Origin of the sequence: Mycobacterium sp. SMC-4 (genome assembly GCF_050205565.1) — a bacterium.
Lineage (GTDB): Bacteria > Actinomycetota > Actinomycetes > Mycobacteriales > Mycobacteriaceae > Mycobacterium.
The window spans coordinates 375,011-393,752 of sequence record NZ_JBNMQU010000001.1; the positions used below are offsets into that span (position 1 = coordinate 375,011).

Annotated in this window: 14 protein-coding genes; 6 read left to right on the forward strand and 8 right to left on the reverse strand. The window is 67.2% G+C overall.

Features of this window, described 5'->3' with window-relative positions; translation table 11 throughout:
• The first annotated feature begins 26 nt into the window (after positions 1-26).
• Positions 27-455 (forward strand): hypothetical protein, encoded by a 429-nt coding sequence (locus tag ACQI46_RS01820; protein ID WP_427092227.1) that lies wholly within the window; start codon positions 27-29, stop codon positions 453-455.
• A 121-nt stretch (positions 456-576) separates the two neighbouring features.
• On the opposite strand, the gene ACQI46_RS01825 is transcribed toward ACQI46_RS01820, so the two are convergent.
• Positions 577-1,329 (reverse strand): SseB family protein, encoded by a 753-nt coding sequence (locus tag ACQI46_RS01825; protein WP_427092228.1) that lies wholly within the window; start codon positions 1,327-1,329, stop codon positions 577-579.
• Positions 1,330-1,521: 192 nt separating this feature from the next.
• Complete coding sequence (locus ACQI46_RS01830; protein WP_427092229.1) at positions 1,522-3,831, reverse strand: esterase-like activity of phytase family protein; 2,310 nt, start codon at positions 3,829-3,831, stop codon at positions 1,522-1,524.
• Positions 3,832-3,999: 168 nt separating this feature from the next.
• On the opposite strand from ACQI46_RS01830, the gene ACQI46_RS01835 reads away from it, so the two are divergent.
• On the forward strand, positions 4,000-4,593 hold the full coding sequence (locus tag ACQI46_RS01835) for a TetR family transcriptional regulator (RefSeq protein ID WP_427092230.1): 594 nt from the start codon (positions 4,000-4,002) through the stop codon (positions 4,591-4,593).
• Between the two features lies 1 nt (position 4,594).
• On the opposite strand, the gene ACQI46_RS01840 is transcribed toward ACQI46_RS01835, so the two are convergent.
• Positions 4,595-6,781 carry a molybdopterin-containing oxidoreductase family protein gene (locus ACQI46_RS01840; RefSeq protein WP_427092231.1) on the reverse strand — a complete coding sequence of 729 codons (2,187 nt, stop codon included), beginning with the start codon at positions 6,779-6,781 and terminating at the stop codon, positions 4,595-4,597.
• Between the two features lie 200 nt (positions 6,782-6,981).
• Between ACQI46_RS01840 and ACQI46_RS01845 the strand changes: the two genes are divergently transcribed.
• Positions 6,982-8,016 carry a TIGR03617 family F420-dependent LLM class oxidoreductase gene (locus ACQI46_RS01845; protein ID WP_427092232.1) on the forward strand — a complete coding sequence of 345 codons (1,035 nt, stop codon included), beginning with the start codon at positions 6,982-6,984 and terminating at the stop codon, positions 8,014-8,016.
• On the opposite strand, the gene ACQI46_RS01850 is transcribed toward ACQI46_RS01845, so the two are convergent.
• On the reverse strand, positions 7,987-8,643 hold the full coding sequence (locus tag ACQI46_RS01850) for a TetR/AcrR family transcriptional regulator (RefSeq protein ID WP_427092233.1): 657 nt from the start codon (positions 8,641-8,643) through the stop codon (positions 7,987-7,989). The two genes, ACQI46_RS01845 and ACQI46_RS01850, sit on opposite strands and share 30 nt — an antisense overlap.
• Positions 8,644-8,791: 148 nt before the next feature.
• Here ACQI46_RS01850 and ACQI46_RS01855 point away from each other — a divergent pair, with 148 nt between their 5' ends.
• The gene (locus tag ACQI46_RS01855) at positions 8,792-10,873 is read left to right on the forward strand and encodes an MFS transporter (protein ID WP_427092234.1); all 2,082 of its coding nucleotides are present in this window, start codon (positions 8,792-8,794) and stop codon (positions 10,871-10,873) included.
• A 41-nt stretch (positions 10,874-10,914) separates the two neighbouring features.
• Here the strand turns inward: ACQI46_RS01855 and ACQI46_RS01860 are convergent, their stop codons facing one another.
• Positions 10,915-11,403, reverse strand: a complete 489-nt coding sequence (locus tag ACQI46_RS01860; RefSeq protein WP_427092235.1) for a nitroreductase family deazaflavin-dependent oxidoreductase — start codon at positions 11,401-11,403, stop codon at positions 10,915-10,917.
• Between the two features lie 94 nt (positions 11,404-11,497).
• Here ACQI46_RS01860 and ACQI46_RS01865 point away from each other — a divergent pair, with 94 nt between their 5' ends.
• A complete protein-coding gene (locus ACQI46_RS01865; protein ID WP_427092236.1) occupies positions 11,498-13,084 on the forward strand; it encodes an MFS transporter in 1,587 nt (528 codons plus the stop codon).
• Positions 13,085-13,189: 105 nt separating this feature from the next.
• Positions 13,190-13,471 carry a hypothetical protein gene (locus ACQI46_RS01870; protein WP_427092237.1) on the forward strand — a complete coding sequence of 94 codons (282 nt, stop codon included), beginning with the start codon at positions 13,190-13,192 and terminating at the stop codon, positions 13,469-13,471.
• A gap of 221 nt (positions 13,472-13,692) precedes the next feature.
• On the opposite strand, the gene ACQI46_RS01875 is transcribed toward ACQI46_RS01870, so the two are convergent.
• The 3 genes from ACQI46_RS01875 to ACQI46_RS01885 form a co-directional block, all read right to left on the reverse strand.
• Positions 13,693-15,348 (reverse strand): NERD domain-containing protein, encoded by a 1,656-nt coding sequence (locus ACQI46_RS01875; RefSeq protein WP_427092238.1) that lies wholly within the window; start codon positions 15,346-15,348, stop codon positions 13,693-13,695.
• Between the two features lie 61 nt (positions 15,349-15,409).
• On the reverse strand, positions 15,410-16,357 hold the full coding sequence (locus ACQI46_RS01880; RefSeq protein WP_427092239.1) for a mechanosensitive ion channel family protein: 948 nt from the start codon (positions 16,355-16,357) through the stop codon (positions 15,410-15,412).
• Positions 16,358-16,402: 45 nt separating this feature from the next.
• On the reverse strand, positions 16,403-18,517 hold the full coding sequence (locus ACQI46_RS01885) for an EAL domain-containing protein (protein WP_427092240.1): 2,115 nt from the start codon (positions 18,515-18,517) through the stop codon (positions 16,403-16,405).
• Positions 18,518-18,742 lie beyond the last annotated feature (225 nt).

The window sequence follows — 18,742 nt, forward strand, 5'->3', positions numbered from 1 at the left end:
AGCTCATGGGTGAGGATAGGAAGTCGATGAACGAGATTGACAGCTTTCCCGATGAAGTGCAATCCGCCGTCGGTCCTCTGCTGTCTGAGCTCGGGTTCACGCTGGATAGTGTCAACGCACATGTTGATGAAGACGGCGGGTTCGGTTCTGTTGTTTACTACAGGTCCGAGGATTGTAAGATCCAGGTTTATCGGTCGTCCCGCGAGGGCAGCGTCAATTGCATGATTGCCCCACTAGAGGCCCCGAACGAATTCGGGCCTCGCGACAAATCTCCTACATGGCAGTACCTCACCAAATTTTCCCCGAAGTCTGATGTCCCACTCGAAGAGCTGATCCGGGCTGTGAGTTTCGAACCACAAACCAGCGTTGAGGAGCTACGGTGGGTTCGAGAAACTATCTCCAAATACATCAACGCGGCGCGCGATGGAATCCGCGGAATGCATGGAAGCGCCTGACGGATACTGTCACCTGATCGTGCTACAGACTGGAATGTATCTCGGACGTAACGATTCGAGCTACTACTCTCTCCGCATCATCGAGTCTGCAGCCGAATTGCATGCTCCCAGGAGGTAGGCCCTAGCCAACTTCCGCCCTGGAGAACGCAATTGAGGGCCCAGCGGGGTTTACGACGATTCCGCTGTAGCCATCTCTGCGGACCAATTCCAACACCTGGAGCGTGGTGAGGACGACGGCGGCATCCGATGGGTTGAACGCGACGACCTCAGGTGCGCTGGTGAATCCGATCAGAGCGGGTCTGCCATCGGCCAAAACAGTCGAGCGGACCGCTGTCTTACCCCCGACCGATTCCGCGGCTGCGCCCAACAGCAGCGGGCCGTCTTGCCGAAGAACTTCCAGGACGTTCAGCCTGTCGACCTGGCCGGCGTCCAACGCTGCGAGCGCCGTCTTCAACGGCTCGTTGTTCGGACTGCTCAACGCGAATTCGATCTCTGCAGCCGACAACGCACACGTTGGTCCTGCGGGATCTATATAGAGCCAGGCAGCCTTTTGATGCTGTGCCAACCCAAGCGCAGCGGCCGCGGGCGTGACCATCGACTGAGTCTGAGTGTCCGGTGGATACAGACGGGCGATCTCCTCCTGACGCGTGAATACGAACAGCGCCCGGCCACCGTCCGGCCCAGTGCCCTCGCGGATCTGGATCCGAGATCCGCGGACGAACGAACCATCCACCGGCATGTCTGACCCGGTTAGGTCGAGGAGTAGTTCGCCGTACATGCAAGATCGAAGCACCTCGATCGCGGTTCGCTGCTCAGGCCGGGACACAAAATCAGCGACGGCCCGACGGACAGTCGCGTTGTCGACCAGATTCATGAGGACCGCCCCCTCCCAGGCCAACATACGTCTGCGACCGGCCGCTCAAAACGGTACTACCGCTGCGGAACCACACCACGATCATGCTGCCACGACATGTGTGCCTTCAGGACACTCAGCCCAATCGCCGAACTTGCATTCCACGCGCGTCAAATGGCGAGTTGACGCGCGTGGAATGCAAGTTCGCCGAACCTAACCCAGCGCCTCGCCGGCCGGTCCGAGGTCCAGGAACACGGTCTCGCCGTTGGCGTCGTCGAGGCCGTCGTTGTCGGTGACGACGTAGAGCCTGCCGTTGCCCGCGACCGCGAAGCCCTCAACCTTTTCCTGGGTATAGCCGCGTCCAGCCTGCAGGTCAGGAAGGAGGTTGCGCGCCAACGTCTTCGGCAGCACCTGCACGGTGCCGGGGTCGGTCGGCAGCGCCACGCGGTAGATGGCCTTCACGCGGGCGTCGGGCCCGTTGAGCTTGTCGCGCTCGAGGATCAACAGCGACCCGTCGTGCACCTGGATCTCGGAGAGCCCAATCCAGTCGCCGTCGACGTCGGTGGTGTCGAGCTGATAGCCGAACCATTCCCACTTGTCACCGGCCGGGGTGTAACGGCCGAGCCGAGCCACGCCCACGGGATCGGTCTTCACCTCCCGCTGGAGGGCCACCCACACCGCGTCGCCGTCTAACGCGACACCTTCGAAACCTTGACCACCGAGCCCCGCGGCAACGTCCGAAGGAAGCGACACCCGCGTATCGATCGCCCCGTCGGCGGCGACGAACACCAGCTGATTGCCGGGGCCCTCCTCCCCCTCGACCGCCAGCACGAAGCCACCGTCAGGCTTCGCGGCGACGCCTTCGATGTCGAGGGTCACCGGCTCGCCGTTGTCGGTGATCGGCAGCTCGGTGTCGATCAGCGCTGGGGTCTGTGTCAGATCGATGCCCAGGATGCGCGCCGGCCCATACGCGATATCGGTGGCCGTGTAGAGCCGGTTCTCGTCGGCCGGGTCCGTCGCCAGCGCACCGAGAGCGCCCCACGCGATCGGAGTGCCGTCGATGTCCCCGGACACGATCGACGGGAACGACGGAGTGCCTCCGGACGCGGCGTACTGCGACCCTAAACCGTAGACGTTCACCGAGGCACGGACGCGCGCTTCGGCGTCGTCGGTTTCCGAGGAGATGACGAGCAGGTCGCGCGCCGGGACCGGCAGGATGCCCTCGGGACCCGGGGTGGTGGGCAGGATCTGGCGGAACTGCGGGGCGGCGACGTCGCTGACGTCGTAGACGGCGACGAAGTTGCTGCGTTCCGAGGCGACGAGCGCAACCGGGCGACCGTCGATCTCGGTGATCGCGAGACCCTCCGGCTCGGGACCCTTGGATTCCGAGCGGCTTTCGATGTGCATCCCGGTCCGCACGGCCAACTGTTCGAAGCTGTTGCCGGCGTCCCAGACCACCTCGCCGCTCCCGGCGTCGAAGATCGTCCAGCCGCGGGTGCCGCCCTTCCAGTCGCCCTCGTTGGCGGTCGCGACATGGCCGTCGCCGATCCAGCCGATGGCGTCGGGTTCGCGTGGGGTGTCGGGGATGGAACCGGTCTGGTCGATCCGGCCGTCTTCGGCGGTGTCGATACCGGTCACGGACACCGCTCCGGCGCTGAAGATGTTCTGGATCTCGCCGGTGCGGCCGTCGATGATCGCGATGCCGTTGTTTTCCTGCAGCGTCACCGCAATCTGGCCGCGGGAGTTGATGCTGACGTACTCCGGCTCCAGGTCCTCGGCGGTGTCCAGGCCCGCGGCTCGCGCAGCCTCGACGTCGAAGTCCACGCGCCGCGGGATCCACGCCTCCGGCGCGCCCACGAGGTCGATCAGCGCGATGAAGCCTGTCGGCAGCTGCGGCAGGTCGCCCTCCTCGCCGCCGGCCGGGGTGAACTCCTCATCACGCTGGTTCTCCATCGCGATCGCGGCGAACGAGCCGTCCGGGGAGATCGCGATGGAGTCGGGCTGTCCGCCGAGGTCGATGCTGTGCACAAGGGTGCGGTCTGCGACGCGGACGACGTCGACGCGACCGGACGGCTTGGGGAACTCGCCGCCGGTGGTGTCGACGACGACGAGCACGAACTCGCCGACCGCGGCCACCGAGGTGGGCTGGTCGTCGGCGTGGCCCAGCTCGGACAGCGAAAGCGTGCCGAGGCCAACAGGGTTGGCGGCGTCTCGGATGTCGAGGAAGCCGATGCGCTTGCCGGCTGCGTCGGTGTAGATGACGGTGTTGCCGTCCGGGGTGACGGTGGAGATCTCCGCTACCGTCTCGTCGTCTCGTTGATCGGCCGGTGCATTGAGGTACACCGGATAGGTGGCCGTGCGGTGGTAGCGCTCGGCGTCGGGAAGGTCGAAGTCGACAGCCGACGTCGCCCGTGGCAGGTCCGGGTCGGTGGGCTCGTCTTCGGTGTCGCGGGAGCAGGCCGCCAACAGCAGTGCTGCGATCGTTGCGGTCGCGGTCGCGCGGACCAGGTGCGAGGCCCTCATCGGTCACCCTCTTCAGTTGTGCTCACAGGACGGTCGGAGCCTGGCGGGCACAGGTGAGCGGATCAAGATCACGGCATGAACGGGAGGTGACGGATAGGCGGCCGGTGGCCGTCCGCAGGCACGCGCGGATGTCCGCCAAGCCCTTGGCGGAAGGCGAACCGATGAGGAATGCTTGCGAAGGTGCCCTTGCCTGAGGATCCCTCCAGCGGCCTGCGCCAGCGCAAGAAGGCGCAGACCCGCCTGGCGATACGCCGCGAGGCCTTCCGCCTGTTCGACGAGCAGGGGTATCCGAACACCACGGTGGAACAGATCGCTGAGGCCGCCGACGTCTCACCGAGGACGTTCTACCGGTATTTCCGGGTCAAGGAAGCGCTCCTGGTATCCGACGACCACAGTTCTCCGATCGTCGCGGCGTTTCGAGCCGCGCCGCGGGAGCTGTCGGTCGCGGCAGCGTATCGCCACGCGGTGAACGAGGTGTTCAGCGGTTTGTCCCCCGAAGAGCGCGAAGACGCGATCCTCGGTCAAAGCCTGCTGTATCAGGTGCCCGAGGCGCGCGGTTTGGTGTACTCGGAGTACGTCCACTTGATCGATCTGCTCACCGACGCGCTGGCCGAGCGGCTCGGTGAGCACGTCGACGAGTTCGAACGACGCGTGATCGCCGGCGCGATCGTCGGCGTCCTGATCGCGTTCTCGCACGACAACCCGCTGCCGCACGAGGAGCTGATCAAGGCGCTGACGATCCTCGACGAGCGCCTGTCGTAGCTCAGCTCGCCGCTTTGTCTTCCATTCCTGCCCCCGCACATTTCTCCACCTCGACCAGGTTGTCGCCGTAGACCCCGGCGTTGCCCAGTCCGCAGTGCCGATCGGCGGTGATCGCGTTGACCGTGGTGCCCGATGTCTTTCCCTGCCAGTGCCCCACATTGGCCATGACCAGGCCGGGCATCAGCCCGTCGTCGTAGGCCGCCGGCCCCTGGAACGAGCCGCGGTCGTTGAAGACGCGTACCGTATCGCCCTCGGCGATGCCGCGTTCGGCCGCATCGGCGGGATGGATGAACACGCACTGCCGCCCCTGCACCTTCTGCTTGTCGGCCGCATTGCCGTACTGGCTGTTGAGGAACGCGTGCGGCTTGGGCGAGATGATCGAAAGCGGATACCGTTCGGCGAGTTCGGGATTGGACTGCGGGGACTCGAAGGGCGGGACGTAGTCAGGCACCGGGTCGACGTAGTCGCCGGGTTGCATGGCCTCGTACATCGACCGCCATACGGGGACGACGAAGTTGCCGCCCTCGGCCAGGCTGGACTTGAACTCGCACTTGCCCGACGGCGTCGGGAAGTTGCCTTCCGCGTGTGGTGCCCGGACGTCGGGGGTGCCGACGTTCAGACGCATCCAGCCGACCTCTTCGAGCTTCTCGTAGGTGATGCCGGCCAGGGCGGGGGCATCCCAGTCGTGGAAGTCGATGAGCATCTCGCGGTCGGTGCGGTTCCAGTAGGCCATGGATTCCTCGTCGAACTCCATGGTTCTGGCCAATCGCCGAAACAGCTCCACGTTGGGCACGCACTCCCCGGGCGGCTCGATCGCGGGCTGGTTCAGCGAAATGTAGAGGTGTCCCCACGTGACCATGATGTCGAGTTGTTCGGCTTGCATGGTCGCGGGCAGCAGCAGGTCGGCGAATTTCGCTGTGTCGGTGATGAAATGCTCACTGACGACGGTGAACAGATCGTCGCGCATCAGGCCACGCATCGTCTTCTCTTGCGCGGGGCCTTGTGACACCGGGTTGGAGTTGTAGACGAACAGGGACTTGATCGGCGGGTCCAGGCCGAGCTCACCGGTCAGCGCCATGCCGAGGTCGAGCTCGTTGACCACGCGGGCGCCCTCGGGAATCCACTCCGGTTTGCAGATCGCGTCGAACTTCGTCGGGAACTCCCAGATCGGCATCTCCATGGTGCCACCGCCGACGTGACGCCACGCGCCGACGAGCGCCGGCAGGCAGGTGATGGCGCGGATCGCCTGACCGCCGCCGCGGCTACGTTCCAGCGCCACCCCTTGACGGATCGCGGCGGGCTGGCTGGTGGCGTATTCGTAGGCCAGCGTGCGGATGTCGGCGGCGGGGATCCCGGTGATCTCCTCGACGCGCTCGGGCGGGTACTGGGCAGCGCGCGCGGCGAGCTCGTCGTAACCGACGGTGTAGCGCTCGACGTAGTCGGTGTCGACCAGACCCTGCGCGATGATCTCGTGAATCATGCCCATGGCAAGCGCGCCGTCGGTGCCGGGCCGGATCGGGATGTGCCAATCCGCCTGGCGCGCTGTGCGATTACGTACGGGATCGATGACGACGATCTTGGCGCCGTTGTTCTTGCGCGCCTCCAGCAGGAACGGCCAACCGTGCAGGTTGGTGCTGGTCATGTTCATGCCCCACACGATGATGTACTTCGAGTACGCCATCGACTCGACATCCAATCCCCCGGATCCACCGACGGTCATGTGCCACGCGGTCGACGACCCGGATTCACAGTACGTCTTCTCGGCGACGGTCGATCCCAGCCGGTTGAAGAACGCGTCGCCGGAGGTCAGCCCGTTGAGCACACCCTGGTGACCCAGATAGGCGTGCGGCATGATCGCCTGGCTGCCGTACTCGTCGATGATGGCGGTCCAGCGCGCCTTGATCTCGGCGAGTGCCTCGTCCCAGGTGATGCGCTCGAACTCGCCGGCCCCCTTGGCGCCCACCCGGCGCATCGGATACAGCAGTCGATCCGGCTGGTAGTGGTGTTCGTGGAAGTTCTTGACCTTGACGCACAGGCCGCCGCGCGTCATCGGGTGTTCCGGATCTCCCTTGACGTCAACCAGTTTGCCGTCTTCGACGTGGTAGAGCATGGCGCAGGTGTCGGGGCAGTCGTGCGGGCAGGCACCGCGGACGATCGTCAGTTGCTTGGGCGCGGCGTCGACTGTCATGGGCTGTCCTCCGGGCGGCGGCTGGGGTTGCACACAGTGAACGACGCAGGTGTGGCACCGCAATTTCGCCGCTATTAACAGGATGTGACGTTCCCGCCGGCCGGATGTCCCCGCTGAGCGTTGGCTTCCGGCACACATTCGGGGCGATCACGTGCCTCAACTCAACACTGGGCGTCCCCAAAGAAGGCTAGGGTGCGGTCGTGCACGTCGACGTGATGACCACCCCGCAGCCCCTGCAGACGATCGGCGACCTGGCCCGCCGAACGCAGAAGGCGGGCTTCGACGGGATGCTGTTCACCGAGACCGGCCGCACCCCGTACATGAACGCCGCGCTGGCAGCTCAGGCCGCGCCGGGACTGGAGTTGTCCACCGGTGTCGCCGTGGCGTTTCCGCGCAGCCCCTTCGTCACGGCCGCCACGGCGTGGGAACTGCAGGAGGCGACGGGCGGCGGCTTCCGGCTGGGTCTGGGCACCCAGGTCCGCACCCATGTGGTGCGCCGCTACGGCGTGGAGTTCGAGCGCCCCGGCCCGCGACTGCGCGACTACGTGCTCGCAGTCAAGGCGTGCTTCGCGGCGTTCCGGACCGGCAAGCTCAACCACCGGGGCGACTTCTACAGCATGGACTTCATCACGCCGCAGTGGAGCGCGGGCCCCATCGACGCTCCCGACCCGAAGGTGGATGTGGCGGCGGTCAATCCGTGGATGCTGCGGATGGCCGGTGAGGTGGCCGACGGCGTGCATGTGCATCCGCTCGGCGAGCCGGGCTACATCGCGCGCCATGTGCTGCCGAATGTCGCTGCCGGAGCGCAGAAGTCGGGCCGCTCAGCCGACGAGGTCGCGCTCATCGTGCCGGTGATGACGATCGTCGGCGACAGCGACGAGGAACGCCACCGCGAACGGGAGCTGGTCCGTGCGAGCCTGAGCTTCTACGGCAGCACACCGAACTACGCGTTCATCTGGGACGAGGCCGGCTTCGAAGGCACCACGGCCCGGCTCCGGGAGAAGCAGAAGGCCGGGGACATCGCCGGCATGGCCGCGCAGATCACCGACGAGCACCTGGCCACATTCGTCACCGAGGCGCCGTGGGACGGTCTGGCCGAGGCGCTCAGCGTCCGGTATGCCGGGACAGCCACCCGCTTGGTGCTCTACAACGCGCTGTCCGATCCGGAGCGGCTGGAGCGCTACGGCGCTGTCGCGCAACGCTTGTCAACGCGGACGGGCGCCGTCGAGGAATAGCCGCACGCACGTGCGGATGCGGTCGGCGACCGCATCGTTGTCCAGGACGGCCCCCCACAGCACGCCGTGGGCCGGTCCGCCGATCACCAGGCTCAGGAACGACGTCCCGAGCAGTTCGGGCTCGTCGACGGCGATACCGCCGTCGGAGGCGTGGCGCCGCAGCACCTCGGCGATGAACCGCACCACCGGCAGGGTGCCCTGCTCGTAGGCCTGTCGGCCCAGCTCGGGAAAGCGGTACGCCTCGGCGTTGAGGATGCGCTGCAGGCGGACCCCGTCGGAACTGACGGCGGTCTGCAGCCGGGCCCGGGCCACGGCGATCAGCGTCTCCTCCAGATCACCGGTGTCGAGGTTCTGCAGGTCGTCGACCGGCACCACCCAACGGTCGATGGCGCGCTGCACCGCAGCACGGAACAACGCCTCCTTGTCGCGATAGCGCGCGTAGATGGTCCGCTTGGCCATGCCCACCTGGGCCGCGATCGCGTCGATGGTCGCGTAGTCGTAGCCGCGATCGAGGAACACCTCCAGCGCACCGTCGAGCAGGTCCTCGGCGCGCTGCAGCGCCTGCTCACGGGTCGGCCGGCCCGGGGCAACGCGCCTGCGCGCAGCGTCGGAGGACGCGTGATTCATCCCACCAGTATGAGTAATGAAACGACCGCGGTGCTATTGTTCCGTTTATTGAAACGGCCGAAGGTGCTGTTAACCGGGGCACGAGGACGTGCCCGCACCCGCCGTCACGGCTTCGCCAACCCTCTCGAACTACCGAGGACTTCCCTTCGTGACTCATCAACTCGTGGAGCGCCCCGCGCCGCCCACCGGCGGCCGGGTCCTGATCGCCGTGCTCGCCGTCGCCGGGATCAGCGTGTCGCTGATGCAGACGCTGGTCATCCCGCTCGTCCCGCAACTGCCGCAGATCCTGGGCACGTCGTCGTCGAACGCCTCGTGGGCGGTGACCGCGACGCTGCTGACGGGCGCGGTCGCGACGCCGATGTTCGGCCGGCTGGGCGACATGTTCGGCGCCAAACGGGTGCTGGTCGCCTGCGCGGTGCTGCTCACCGTCGGCTCCGTCGTCGCCGCGCTGACGAGCTCGTTGATCCCGCTGGTCGTCGGCCGCGCACTGCAAGGATTCGGCGCACCGGTCATCCCGCTCGGCATCAGCGTGCTGCGCGCAGCGCTTCCCGCCGAACGGGTCGGCGGCGCCATGGGCATGGTCAGCGCATCGCTCGGGGTGGGCGGCGCGCTGGGGCTCCCGCTCTCGGCGGTGATCGCCGAACACTTCAGTTGGCATGCGCTGTTCTGGTGCGCCGCGGCGCTCGGGCTGGGCTGCTGCGTGATGTTCAGCGTCTTCGTGCCTGACGTCGTGCCGTCCACGTCGATGGGACGTTTCGATGTCCTCGGTGCGCTCGGCCTGTCCGCGGCGCTGATCCTGCTGCTCCTGCCGATCTCCAAGGGCGCGACCTGGGGTTGGGTCAACGTGACGACGATCGGTCTGCTGCTGGGTTCGGTGGTGGCGTTCGCGGTGTTCGGCTGGTGGCAGATGCGGGCGCCCACACCGCTGGTCGACATCCGGACCACGATGAAGACTCCCGTCCTACTGACCAACGTCGCGTCCATCGCGGTGGGCTTCGCGATGTTCGCAATGTCGTTGATCGGCCCGCAGATCCTGCAGCTGCCCAGCTCCACCGGGCACGGCCTGGGCCAGAGTCTGGTGGCGGCCGGGCTGTGGATGGCTCCCGGTGGTTTGGCGATGATGGCCTCGGCGCCCATTGCGGCCAAGGTCATCGCGTCGCGTGGTCCCCGCTTCACGCTCGTGCTCGGCTGCGGCGTCATCGCCGCCGGCTATCTCGGCGGTACCCAGCTTCTCGGCTCGCCCGCCGGCGTCCTGGGTTTCAGCGTCGTGGTGAGCGCCGGGGTAGGCTTTGCCTTCGCCTCGTTGCCGACGCTGATCAACGCCGCCGTTCCGGTGTCGGAGACCGCAGCCGCCAACGGGATCAACTCTCTGGCGCGGGCATTGGGCACCTCGGTGTCGAGTGCGGTGATGACCGCGATCCTCGTCCAGACCGGGATGACCGTCGCCGGTCACATGATCCCGTCGTTGAACGGGTTCCGCGTCGCGTTGATCATCGCCGGTGTCGCAGCGGCCGCGGCCGCCTTGATCGCACTGGCCATCCCCTCGGCGACGCCGGCGCCCGCGCCGGTACCGAGCGACGTCGAACCGGTGCTGTCACCGTCGGCGTTGCGCCGACGCGCGCAACGCCTGGAGAACGTGATGACCGCGGTCGGTCGCCAGTCCGCGGTCTCGCTGGGAGTTTCGACGACGCCGCACCGCCTGGACCGTGGTGACTACGTCATCGCGGCCTACCTGGGTGGGACGGGCACGTTGACGCTGGCCGAACTCGCGGCCGCGGTCGACAGCGACCCGCGCGCCGTCGAGGAACGCATCTCGGCGTTGATCCGGGACGGTCTGGTCGGCCGGGCACCGGCCGCTGATCAGTCGGCGCCGCCCCGCTTCTGCCTCACTCAGCGCGGCCGAGCCGTGTTCGAGGAGCAGCGGTCGTCGAACATCAACGGCCTCGAAGCGGTGCTGTCCCGGTGGGATGACGGGGACGTCGCGGCGCTCATCGGTTATCTGGCAAGGCTTTCCGACGGTATCGACGAGGAGCACCGCCGACGCCGCCAGACGCAGCCCCACATCGTGACCGCGCATGCCGAGACGACGCCGATGCGGGCGCCGCGGCCGTCTCGCCGAACACCGGGACGACCTCCTCGCGGTACCGGCCATGCCGGCCCGGCGCGCCCGCCGCAGCAGGGCCCGGTCGATCCAGCTGCCCCGACGGAGGCGTTGCGCTTCCGACGCTGACAGCGCAGGACAGCACAGCGCGGCGTGGCGGCAACTTGTCATCAACCGTCGTCGTCGCGTCGCGGTTCGACTCGAAACACCGGAAAGTCCGCCGCGACGCGCTCGAACTCTGCGAGCGGCGCACGCCGGTCGACAGGAATGTGCGGCCGCGCGCCCGGTGCCAGCGCGAGATACCGGCGCAAGATCGGTGCGCGCTCGTCGGTGGGCACCTCCACCAGAAGCACGTCTTCCACGCCCCGCCGGCGCAGCGATGCCCGGCCGCCGGCCTGCCGCACGTTGCGCACCCAGTTCGCGTCCTCACCCAGCATCGACACCACGTACCGCTCACCGTCGTAGTCGGTGATCACGACCGGAACGGTGACGGTCTTGCCGCTGGTGCGGCCGCGGACCAACAGGTTGGCATCGCAGCGACGCGACAGCACCCCGGCACTGAACTGCCACGCGGCCAGCGTGTTGAGCACCCTCGCCAGCGCTCCGGGCCGTCCTCCGCGGTACATCCATCGCTTCAGTTGGTGAAGTCGTCGAAACACCCCCCGATGCTAGGGAACGCCACACGGCGTTCCTGCCTCTCAGCGGGTACCCACCCCTACTGTGACGACAGGGACCGGCCCCGGGGAGCGGCGGATGACAACGGCAGACACCACGACGTCCACGTGGGCGCCGCTGCAGTCGCCGGTCTACCGCGCGCTGTGGATCGCGCAGCTGGTGTCCAACCTGGGTACCTGGATGCAGACCGTCGGCGCGCAGTGGATGCTCGTCGAGGACCCCGGCGCCGCCGTCCTGGTGCCGCTGGTGCAGACCGCGACCACGCTGCCGGTGATGCTGTTGGCGTTGCCGTCGGGGGTGCTGGCCGACCTGATCGACCGGCGACGGTTGCTGATCGCGACACAGGGCGCCATGGCCGCCGGGGTGGGGCTACTCGCCACGTTGACCGGGTTGGGGATGACGACACCGGTGGTGTTGCTCATGTTGTTGTTCCTGATCGGGTGCGGGCAGGCGCTGACCGCGCCGGCGTGGCAGGCGATCCAACCCGATCTCGTTCCGGCGCATCAGATTCCGGCGGCTGCGGCGCTGGGCAGCATGAGCATGAACGGGGCCCGCGCGATCGGACCGGCGATCGCCGGTGTGCTCGTCTCACTGGCCGGGCCCACCCTGGTGTTCGCGCTCAACGCGGTCTCGTTCATCGGGATTGTGTTCGTGCTGATCTGGTGGCGGCGTCCCCCGATCGAGAACACCTTTCCCCCGGAGCGGGCGTTGGCGGCGCTCAGCGCGGGGGGCCGCTACATCCGCAGCTCGCCGGTGGTGCGGCGGATTCTGCTGCGGGCGGCGCTGTTCATCGCTCCGGCCAGTGCACTGTGGGGGCTGCTGCCGGTGATCGCGGCCAACCAGCTGGGCCTGTCGGCCTCTGGTTACGGCATCCTGCTCGGCTCGCTGGGGGCCGGAGCCGTGACAGGGGCTTTCCTGCTGGGGCGGCTGCGCTTGTGGTTCGACCAGAACGCCTTGCTGATCATGGGCGCTTTGGGTTTCGCTGTGGCCACCGCGGTACTGGCGCTGGTGCACATCTTCCCGGTGGTGATCGCGGCGTTGGTGATCGGCGGAGCATCCTGGCTGCTGTCGCTGTCGACGCTCAACGCCTCGATGCAGTTGAGCCTTCCCGCTTGGGTGCGCGCCCGCGGCCTGTCGATGTACCAGTTGATCTTCATGGGTGGCCAAGCGCTCGGCTCATTGGCGTGGGGTCTGCTGGCCGGTGGCACCAGCAGCGTCACCAGCTTGCTGACGAGCGTGGTGCTGCTGTTGGTGTGCGCGCTGTCGTCGTTGTGGTGGCCGCTGCACGCCAAGACCGGCAACCTGGACCTGACGCCGTCGGCGCACTGGCCGGAGCCGACGCTGGTGTTCGAACCCGAGCCGCTCGACGGCCCGGTGATGGTGCTGATCTCCTACCGCGTGGCCCCGACGAACGAGGAAGGCTTCTTGGCGGCCATCGCAGTGCAGGGCCGGTCGCGCCAGCGCACCGGCGCCTCGCAGTGGCAGCTCTACCGCGATGTCGAGCATGAATCGACGTTCGTCGAGACGTTTGTGGTGCGGTCGTGGGGTGAGCACATGCACCAGCACTACACGCGGCTGACCGGGCAGGATCTGCTGACCGAGCGGGCGGTCAGGAAGTACGTCGACGGCGAGCCGGTCACCCACCATTACCTCGCGGTGCGGTAGCCCTCTCCGGCCGAAAGTGCATTCCGCGCGTCAACCCATATGTTCCGCCCCGCTCAACGCGACCTCGGCGCGCGCGGGGGCGGGCCGTGGTCGAGAATTGGCGACATGGACCGTACCGAGCTCAGCGAGGTGGCGTGGGAGCTGATCGAGCACTGCCGCCCATCGCTCACCGATGTCGAAGCGAACACGGCGTTCGTGTTGCTCGGTATCGGCGAGTACGGCGAGGCGATGGTTCTCGGACTCAAGTCTGTTGTGGCCGCGCCTGATCCGACTCTGCCGGAACCACTGTTGCGCAGGCTGACCCTGCTGCCGCACACGCACTTCGTCGACGACGAGTTCGTCAGTCTGCTGGGAGCTTTGACCGAAGATTTCCCGCAGGCGGGCTGAGCCGCACCGCCGTTACCACGCGTATTCGCAGACTCCGCAGTGCCACTTCTGCTGTTGTACGCGGCGTCCCGCCAAGTTCCGCCCTGGCGGTGCTTCCGGGCGCTCGTGTGTACCAGGAGTCACACGAATCAGCTTTTTGCAGAGGGCTTCTCGCACTTTCTCTGCACAATGCGGATACCTGTGACAGCTGAGGCACGAGTGCCTCAGGCCAGCCAAAGTCGCTAGCCTTCGATGTTCAGGCGCCGCGCCAGGTCGGGTCCACCGACCTGGCGGATGAACTCCGGATCCCCGCACACCACCAACTGGTCGCGTGCCCGCGACAGTCCGACGTAAAGGCGTTCGCGAGAGCGGTCAAACGCCGATGCCTCGTTGACCACGAGCACGACCGCGCGGCGCTCGAGGCCCTTGAAGCCGAGCACGTGGCCGTAGAACACCTGCTCGGCGTCCCAGAAGCTGTCCCAGTAGGCGGCGTTGCCCGCGGCCTGACGCTCCCGCTGTTCGGGGTGACGGCTGCCGGTGGTCAGCAGCGCGACGTCCTCGGGACGCCAGCCCTGCTCGAGCAGCGCCTCGACTTCGTCGTCGCCGGCTTCCATCGCCTCGGCGGCCGAGCACGGCACGTACCTCACGGCCGGTCCTTCGCCGCCGAGGAAGCGCATCGGATGGTCGACCAGCGGCTGGAATGCGTTGGCGATCTGGCGGGTGTTGCGCAGGTTGTGGTCGAGCACCAGGGGAACCAGCGGCACCGGCGGTGAGCCGAACCGGTTGAACACGCGCTGGCCCTCGTCGGTGAAAACGTAGAGTCCGCTGGTCTCTTCGTCTTTCAGCGCGGCCAGCAGCGGATCCCACCATGCGTCGGCGAAGTCCTGCGCCTCGTCGACGACGATCGCGTCGAATCGGTGGCCGGGCTCCAATTGTGCTGCCAGCGCGGTCATTTGCGCGGGCAGGTCATGTTCCCAGAACTGCACCGTCTCCTCGGTGCGCAGCGCCTCGTCAGGTCCCTCCGGGGCGCCCCACTTCTTGCCGAGATCGTGGAACTCGCCGACGTAGGCCGGACGCTGCCGGCGATTCCAGGCCTCGGTGATCCGCTCCAGATAGGACGCCAACCCATGCGAATAGCACATCAACGCAACACGTTTCCCGTCCCGGGCGAGCCGTCGCGCCTGCTCCATCGCCAGGAACGTCTTGCCGCTGCCGGCACCGCCGCGGATTTCCACGCGGTGCAGCAACCGCACCGCGTCGAGGATGACCGATTGGTGTTCGGTGAGCATGTCGGCCGCGTCCTCGTTCTCCAACGCGCGCGCCACGACGCTGCGCTGAGGAAGGCCGCGCCCGCTGAGCGCTTCGCTGAGTTGGGCGATGCCGTCCTTGGTCAGGAAGGGGCGGTCGAGTTCCTGGCTGTGCAGGATGTGACGCAGCTTGGCGGCGATGTCGGGAAGGTCGGTGCGGTCGATGACCTTCCAGCGTGGGCAGTCCGGCAGTCCGAAGTCCTCGGGCAGGTCGGTGTTGGGCAGCACGACGACGTGGTCCCAGCGCAACCGGCCTTGCTTCCACGACGGATCGGTCTCGATGAAGCTGCGGATCGCATAGCAGGCTTCGCGGGCCTGCCGGACGGGTTCGATCTTGCGTTCGGCGCTGCGCCCGCGCTGCCACCATGTCTCGCCGTCGTGCCAGACCTCGCCTCCTTTGACCTCCACGCAGACGATGCCCGCGCCCTCGATCGCGACGAAGAAGTCGATCTCATGGTCTTTGAGATGATCGGTCACCCGCTTGCCCGGGATGACGAGGTCCCCCGGTTCGAGCTGATCGATCAACGCCTGCCAGACGCGGCGCTCGGCCCCGTTGGACAGCCGCGGTATCTCCTCGACGGTGATGGTCACGGCGAATCTCCCCCTTTCGTCAGGGGGATGTTAACCAGCGGGGCCGACGCCGGGCGGGAATCTACTCCCCGACCGCGGCGACCGGCTGCATGCGGCCGGGCGGGTAGGGCAGTTCGATGCCGTTCTCGTCGTAGGCGCGCAGGATCTCGCGGCGCAGGCGACGCTGCACCGACCATTGGGCGTTGGGTCGGGTCTTGACGGTCATCCGCAGCGTGACCTGGTCCGGGAGCAGTTCCTGCACGCCGAGCATCTCGGGTTCGCCGAGCACCTTGGCGGCCAACGCCGGATCGGCGAGGGCCTGTTCGGCGGCTTCGACGGCCACGTCCTCGGCGCGCGCGACGTCGGTGCTCAGCGCAACCGGCACCTCGATACGGGCGACGGCGTAATCCTGGCTCATGTTGCCGACGCGGGCGATCTCGCCGTTGCGGACGTACCAGAGGGTGCCGTCGATGTCTCGCACGGTGGTCACGCGCAGGCCGACGGTTTCCACCTCCCCGACCGCTTCGCCGAGGTCAACCGTGTCGCCGACGCCGTACTGGTCTTCGAGCAGCATGAACACCCCGGTGACGAAGTCGCGGACCAGGTTCTGCGCGCCGAAACCTATGGCCAGGCCGACGACGCCCGCGGACGCGATGAACGGCGCGATGTTGACGCCGAGCACGTTGAGGATGCCCAGGACCACCCAGACCAGCATCACGATCGAGACGGTCGATTTGAGCACCGAGGCGATGGTCTGGGCGCGCTGCTGGCGGCGTTCGGCTGTCCTCGCGCTGGCCGACGACGGTGTCCGGTCGCGCAGGTACCGCAGCAACGGGGGCTTCCTGGCGGTCTCACCGCCCTGGGTGCGCTCCTTGCGCGTCCTGCCGGTCGCGGCCCGGTCGATCATCCGGTGCAGCACATACCGCGCGATCAAGACGACGATGATGTACGCGACGATCCGGATGGGAACTTCGATCAGCCAATGTCGGTTTGTCTCTGTCCATTCGAAAGCCAAGTTGTATACGTCCATGATCGCCCGTACGTGTACCCACTCGGCTCAGGAGCAATCGGAGACCTATCTCCGCCGCGATGAGCTGCGCCGCTGTCGGTACATCGCCTGATCGGCGTGGTCCAGCACGGCGTCGATGCCGCGTCCGTCGCCAGGGTGATGGGCGGAGTAGCCGATCGTGAGGGCGACCGGGATGTCGGTGCCGTCGGGCAGCACAACGGGAGCGCGGTCGAATTGCGCGGTGACCCGGGCGGCCAGCTGCGTCAGACCGGGGTCGTCGACGGTGTCGGTGATGACCAGGAACTCGTCACCGCCCCACCGCACGACCAGGTCGTCGTCGTCAACGGCAGCGACGAGGCGAGCGGCCACCTCGACGAGCAGTCGGTCCCCGGCGTGGTGTCCGCACCGGTCGTTGACCGACTTGAATCGTTCGATGTCACAGAACAACACGCCGTAGCCGTCGTTGTCGGCGTCGAGTTGCTCGAGCCGGCTCCAGCCGGCGGATCGGTTCGCGACGGCGGTCAGCGAATCGGTGGCCGCCTGGTGGGCGAGTTCGGCTTCCCGGAGCCGCTCGGCGGTCACGTCGACGATCTGGGAGACGAAGCACAGCGGCCGGTCTCGCGGCGCATGGACGATCACCGCGGTCAGGGCGCACCACACCACGTGCCCATCGGCGGCGATGTAGCGCTTGTCCATGCGATAGGAACGTCGTCGGCCCTCGAGGCACTCGGCGACCAGGGCCAGGTCGGAGTCCAGGTCGTCGGGATGGGTGATCTCCTGGAAGGACAGGCCCGCCAACTCCCGGCGGGTGAATCCGAGCATCGTGCGCAGTGCACGGTTGGTGCGCAGGAACTTGCCGTCCAGCCCGACGACGGCCATACCGATCGGTGAATGGGTCAGCGCGAGCTCGAAGGGCCGTTCGCCGAGCAGGTCGACGGCGGCGGGTGACCGGTTCGTCGGTGCGGCGGCCTTGGCGGCCGGGAAGCCGTGGCCGGGCGGTTTGGGGCGGCCCAGGTAGTAGCCCTGCGCCAACGGAATGCCGGCGGCGGCGACGGTGTCGAGTTCGCCCTGGCTTTCGATGCCTTCGGCGACCACCGTCGCACCGATCTGGCCGGCGAATTCGGCGATGGCCTGGGCGAGCCGGCTGCGGGCGTCGTCGGCGTCGATGTGCCGGGTGATCGACTGGTCGATCTTGACGAACTCCGGTCCCAGCTCCAGGACGTGTGAGAACGATGCGAACCCGGCGCCGACGTCGTCGATGGCCAGCCGCATGCCGCGGGCCCGGCACGGTTCCAGCACGTCGTCGAGCGCCGCGTAATCGGGGACGGCGTCGTGCTCGGTGATTTCCAGAACGATGCGCGACGGGTCGACGTCACCGAACATCTCGGCCCACGGCACCGCCAGCGCCGCCGCCGGTGAAATGTTCATCGAGACGAAGACGTCGCCGGGCAGGCTCGGTATCAGCGACACCACGCGTCGGGCGATCGCGGTCTCCAACTCGATGTTCAGCCCCAGGAGCGCGGCCTGCTCGAAGAACGCGTCCGGGCGGAACGGTTCGCACGGGAAACGGGACAGCGCCTCGACACCGACCACCTTGCCGGTGGCGGCCTCGTGGATCGTCTGGAAGACCACTTCGAAGTCGCGTTCGGCGACGACGCGCCGGATTGCCTTGCGCTGACCGGCGGTTGGATCTGCACCGGTCGCCGGCGATTCGATGAGAGTGCCGATCAGGTCGGCGACCTGGGTGGCCAGGCGCCGGTCGTCCTCGGCGAGGTGGGGCTGGGGGTTCTGGCTGACCACGCAGACCATGCCGAACATCGCACCGTCGCGCCCGCACACCGGGACTCCGACGTAGGCGCCGATGCCCGACTCGTCGGTGATCGGCAGGCTCGCGGCGATCTGGTTGGTCGAGGTACTCGGGATGACCGCGGGCAACCGACCGTCGATGACGCGCACACAGTACGTCTCCGACAGCTGCGACCGCTTGCCGAGCGAGAGACCGAGTGCGTCGCTGTCGCCTTCGAGAACCTCGATGACCTGCATCCCGTCGCGGAACGACGACAGCCAGGCCGTGTCCAGCCCGAGACGCTGGCGCAGCACACCGAGCAGAGTCCGCACCACGTCCACCGGGATCTCCGGTTGGTCGGCGACGAGGCGCTGGCGCACCAGATCGGAGGGCATGGCAAAAAATAATAAGTCCGATAATTATCAACCCGCATCATTACGGGGCTTCCCGCGTTCGACCGACCGCGCTCGGTGATCAGCCAGCTAAAGCGATGTGCGGAGATTGTCTTCCATTCCGCAATGGCTTCGGCTCCCCGCCCCGCGGCCTGCAACCAGGACACCGGTCGGCAAACATACGCATACTTATGTCAGATTCGCGCCGCTACGTAGCGTTTGCCATCG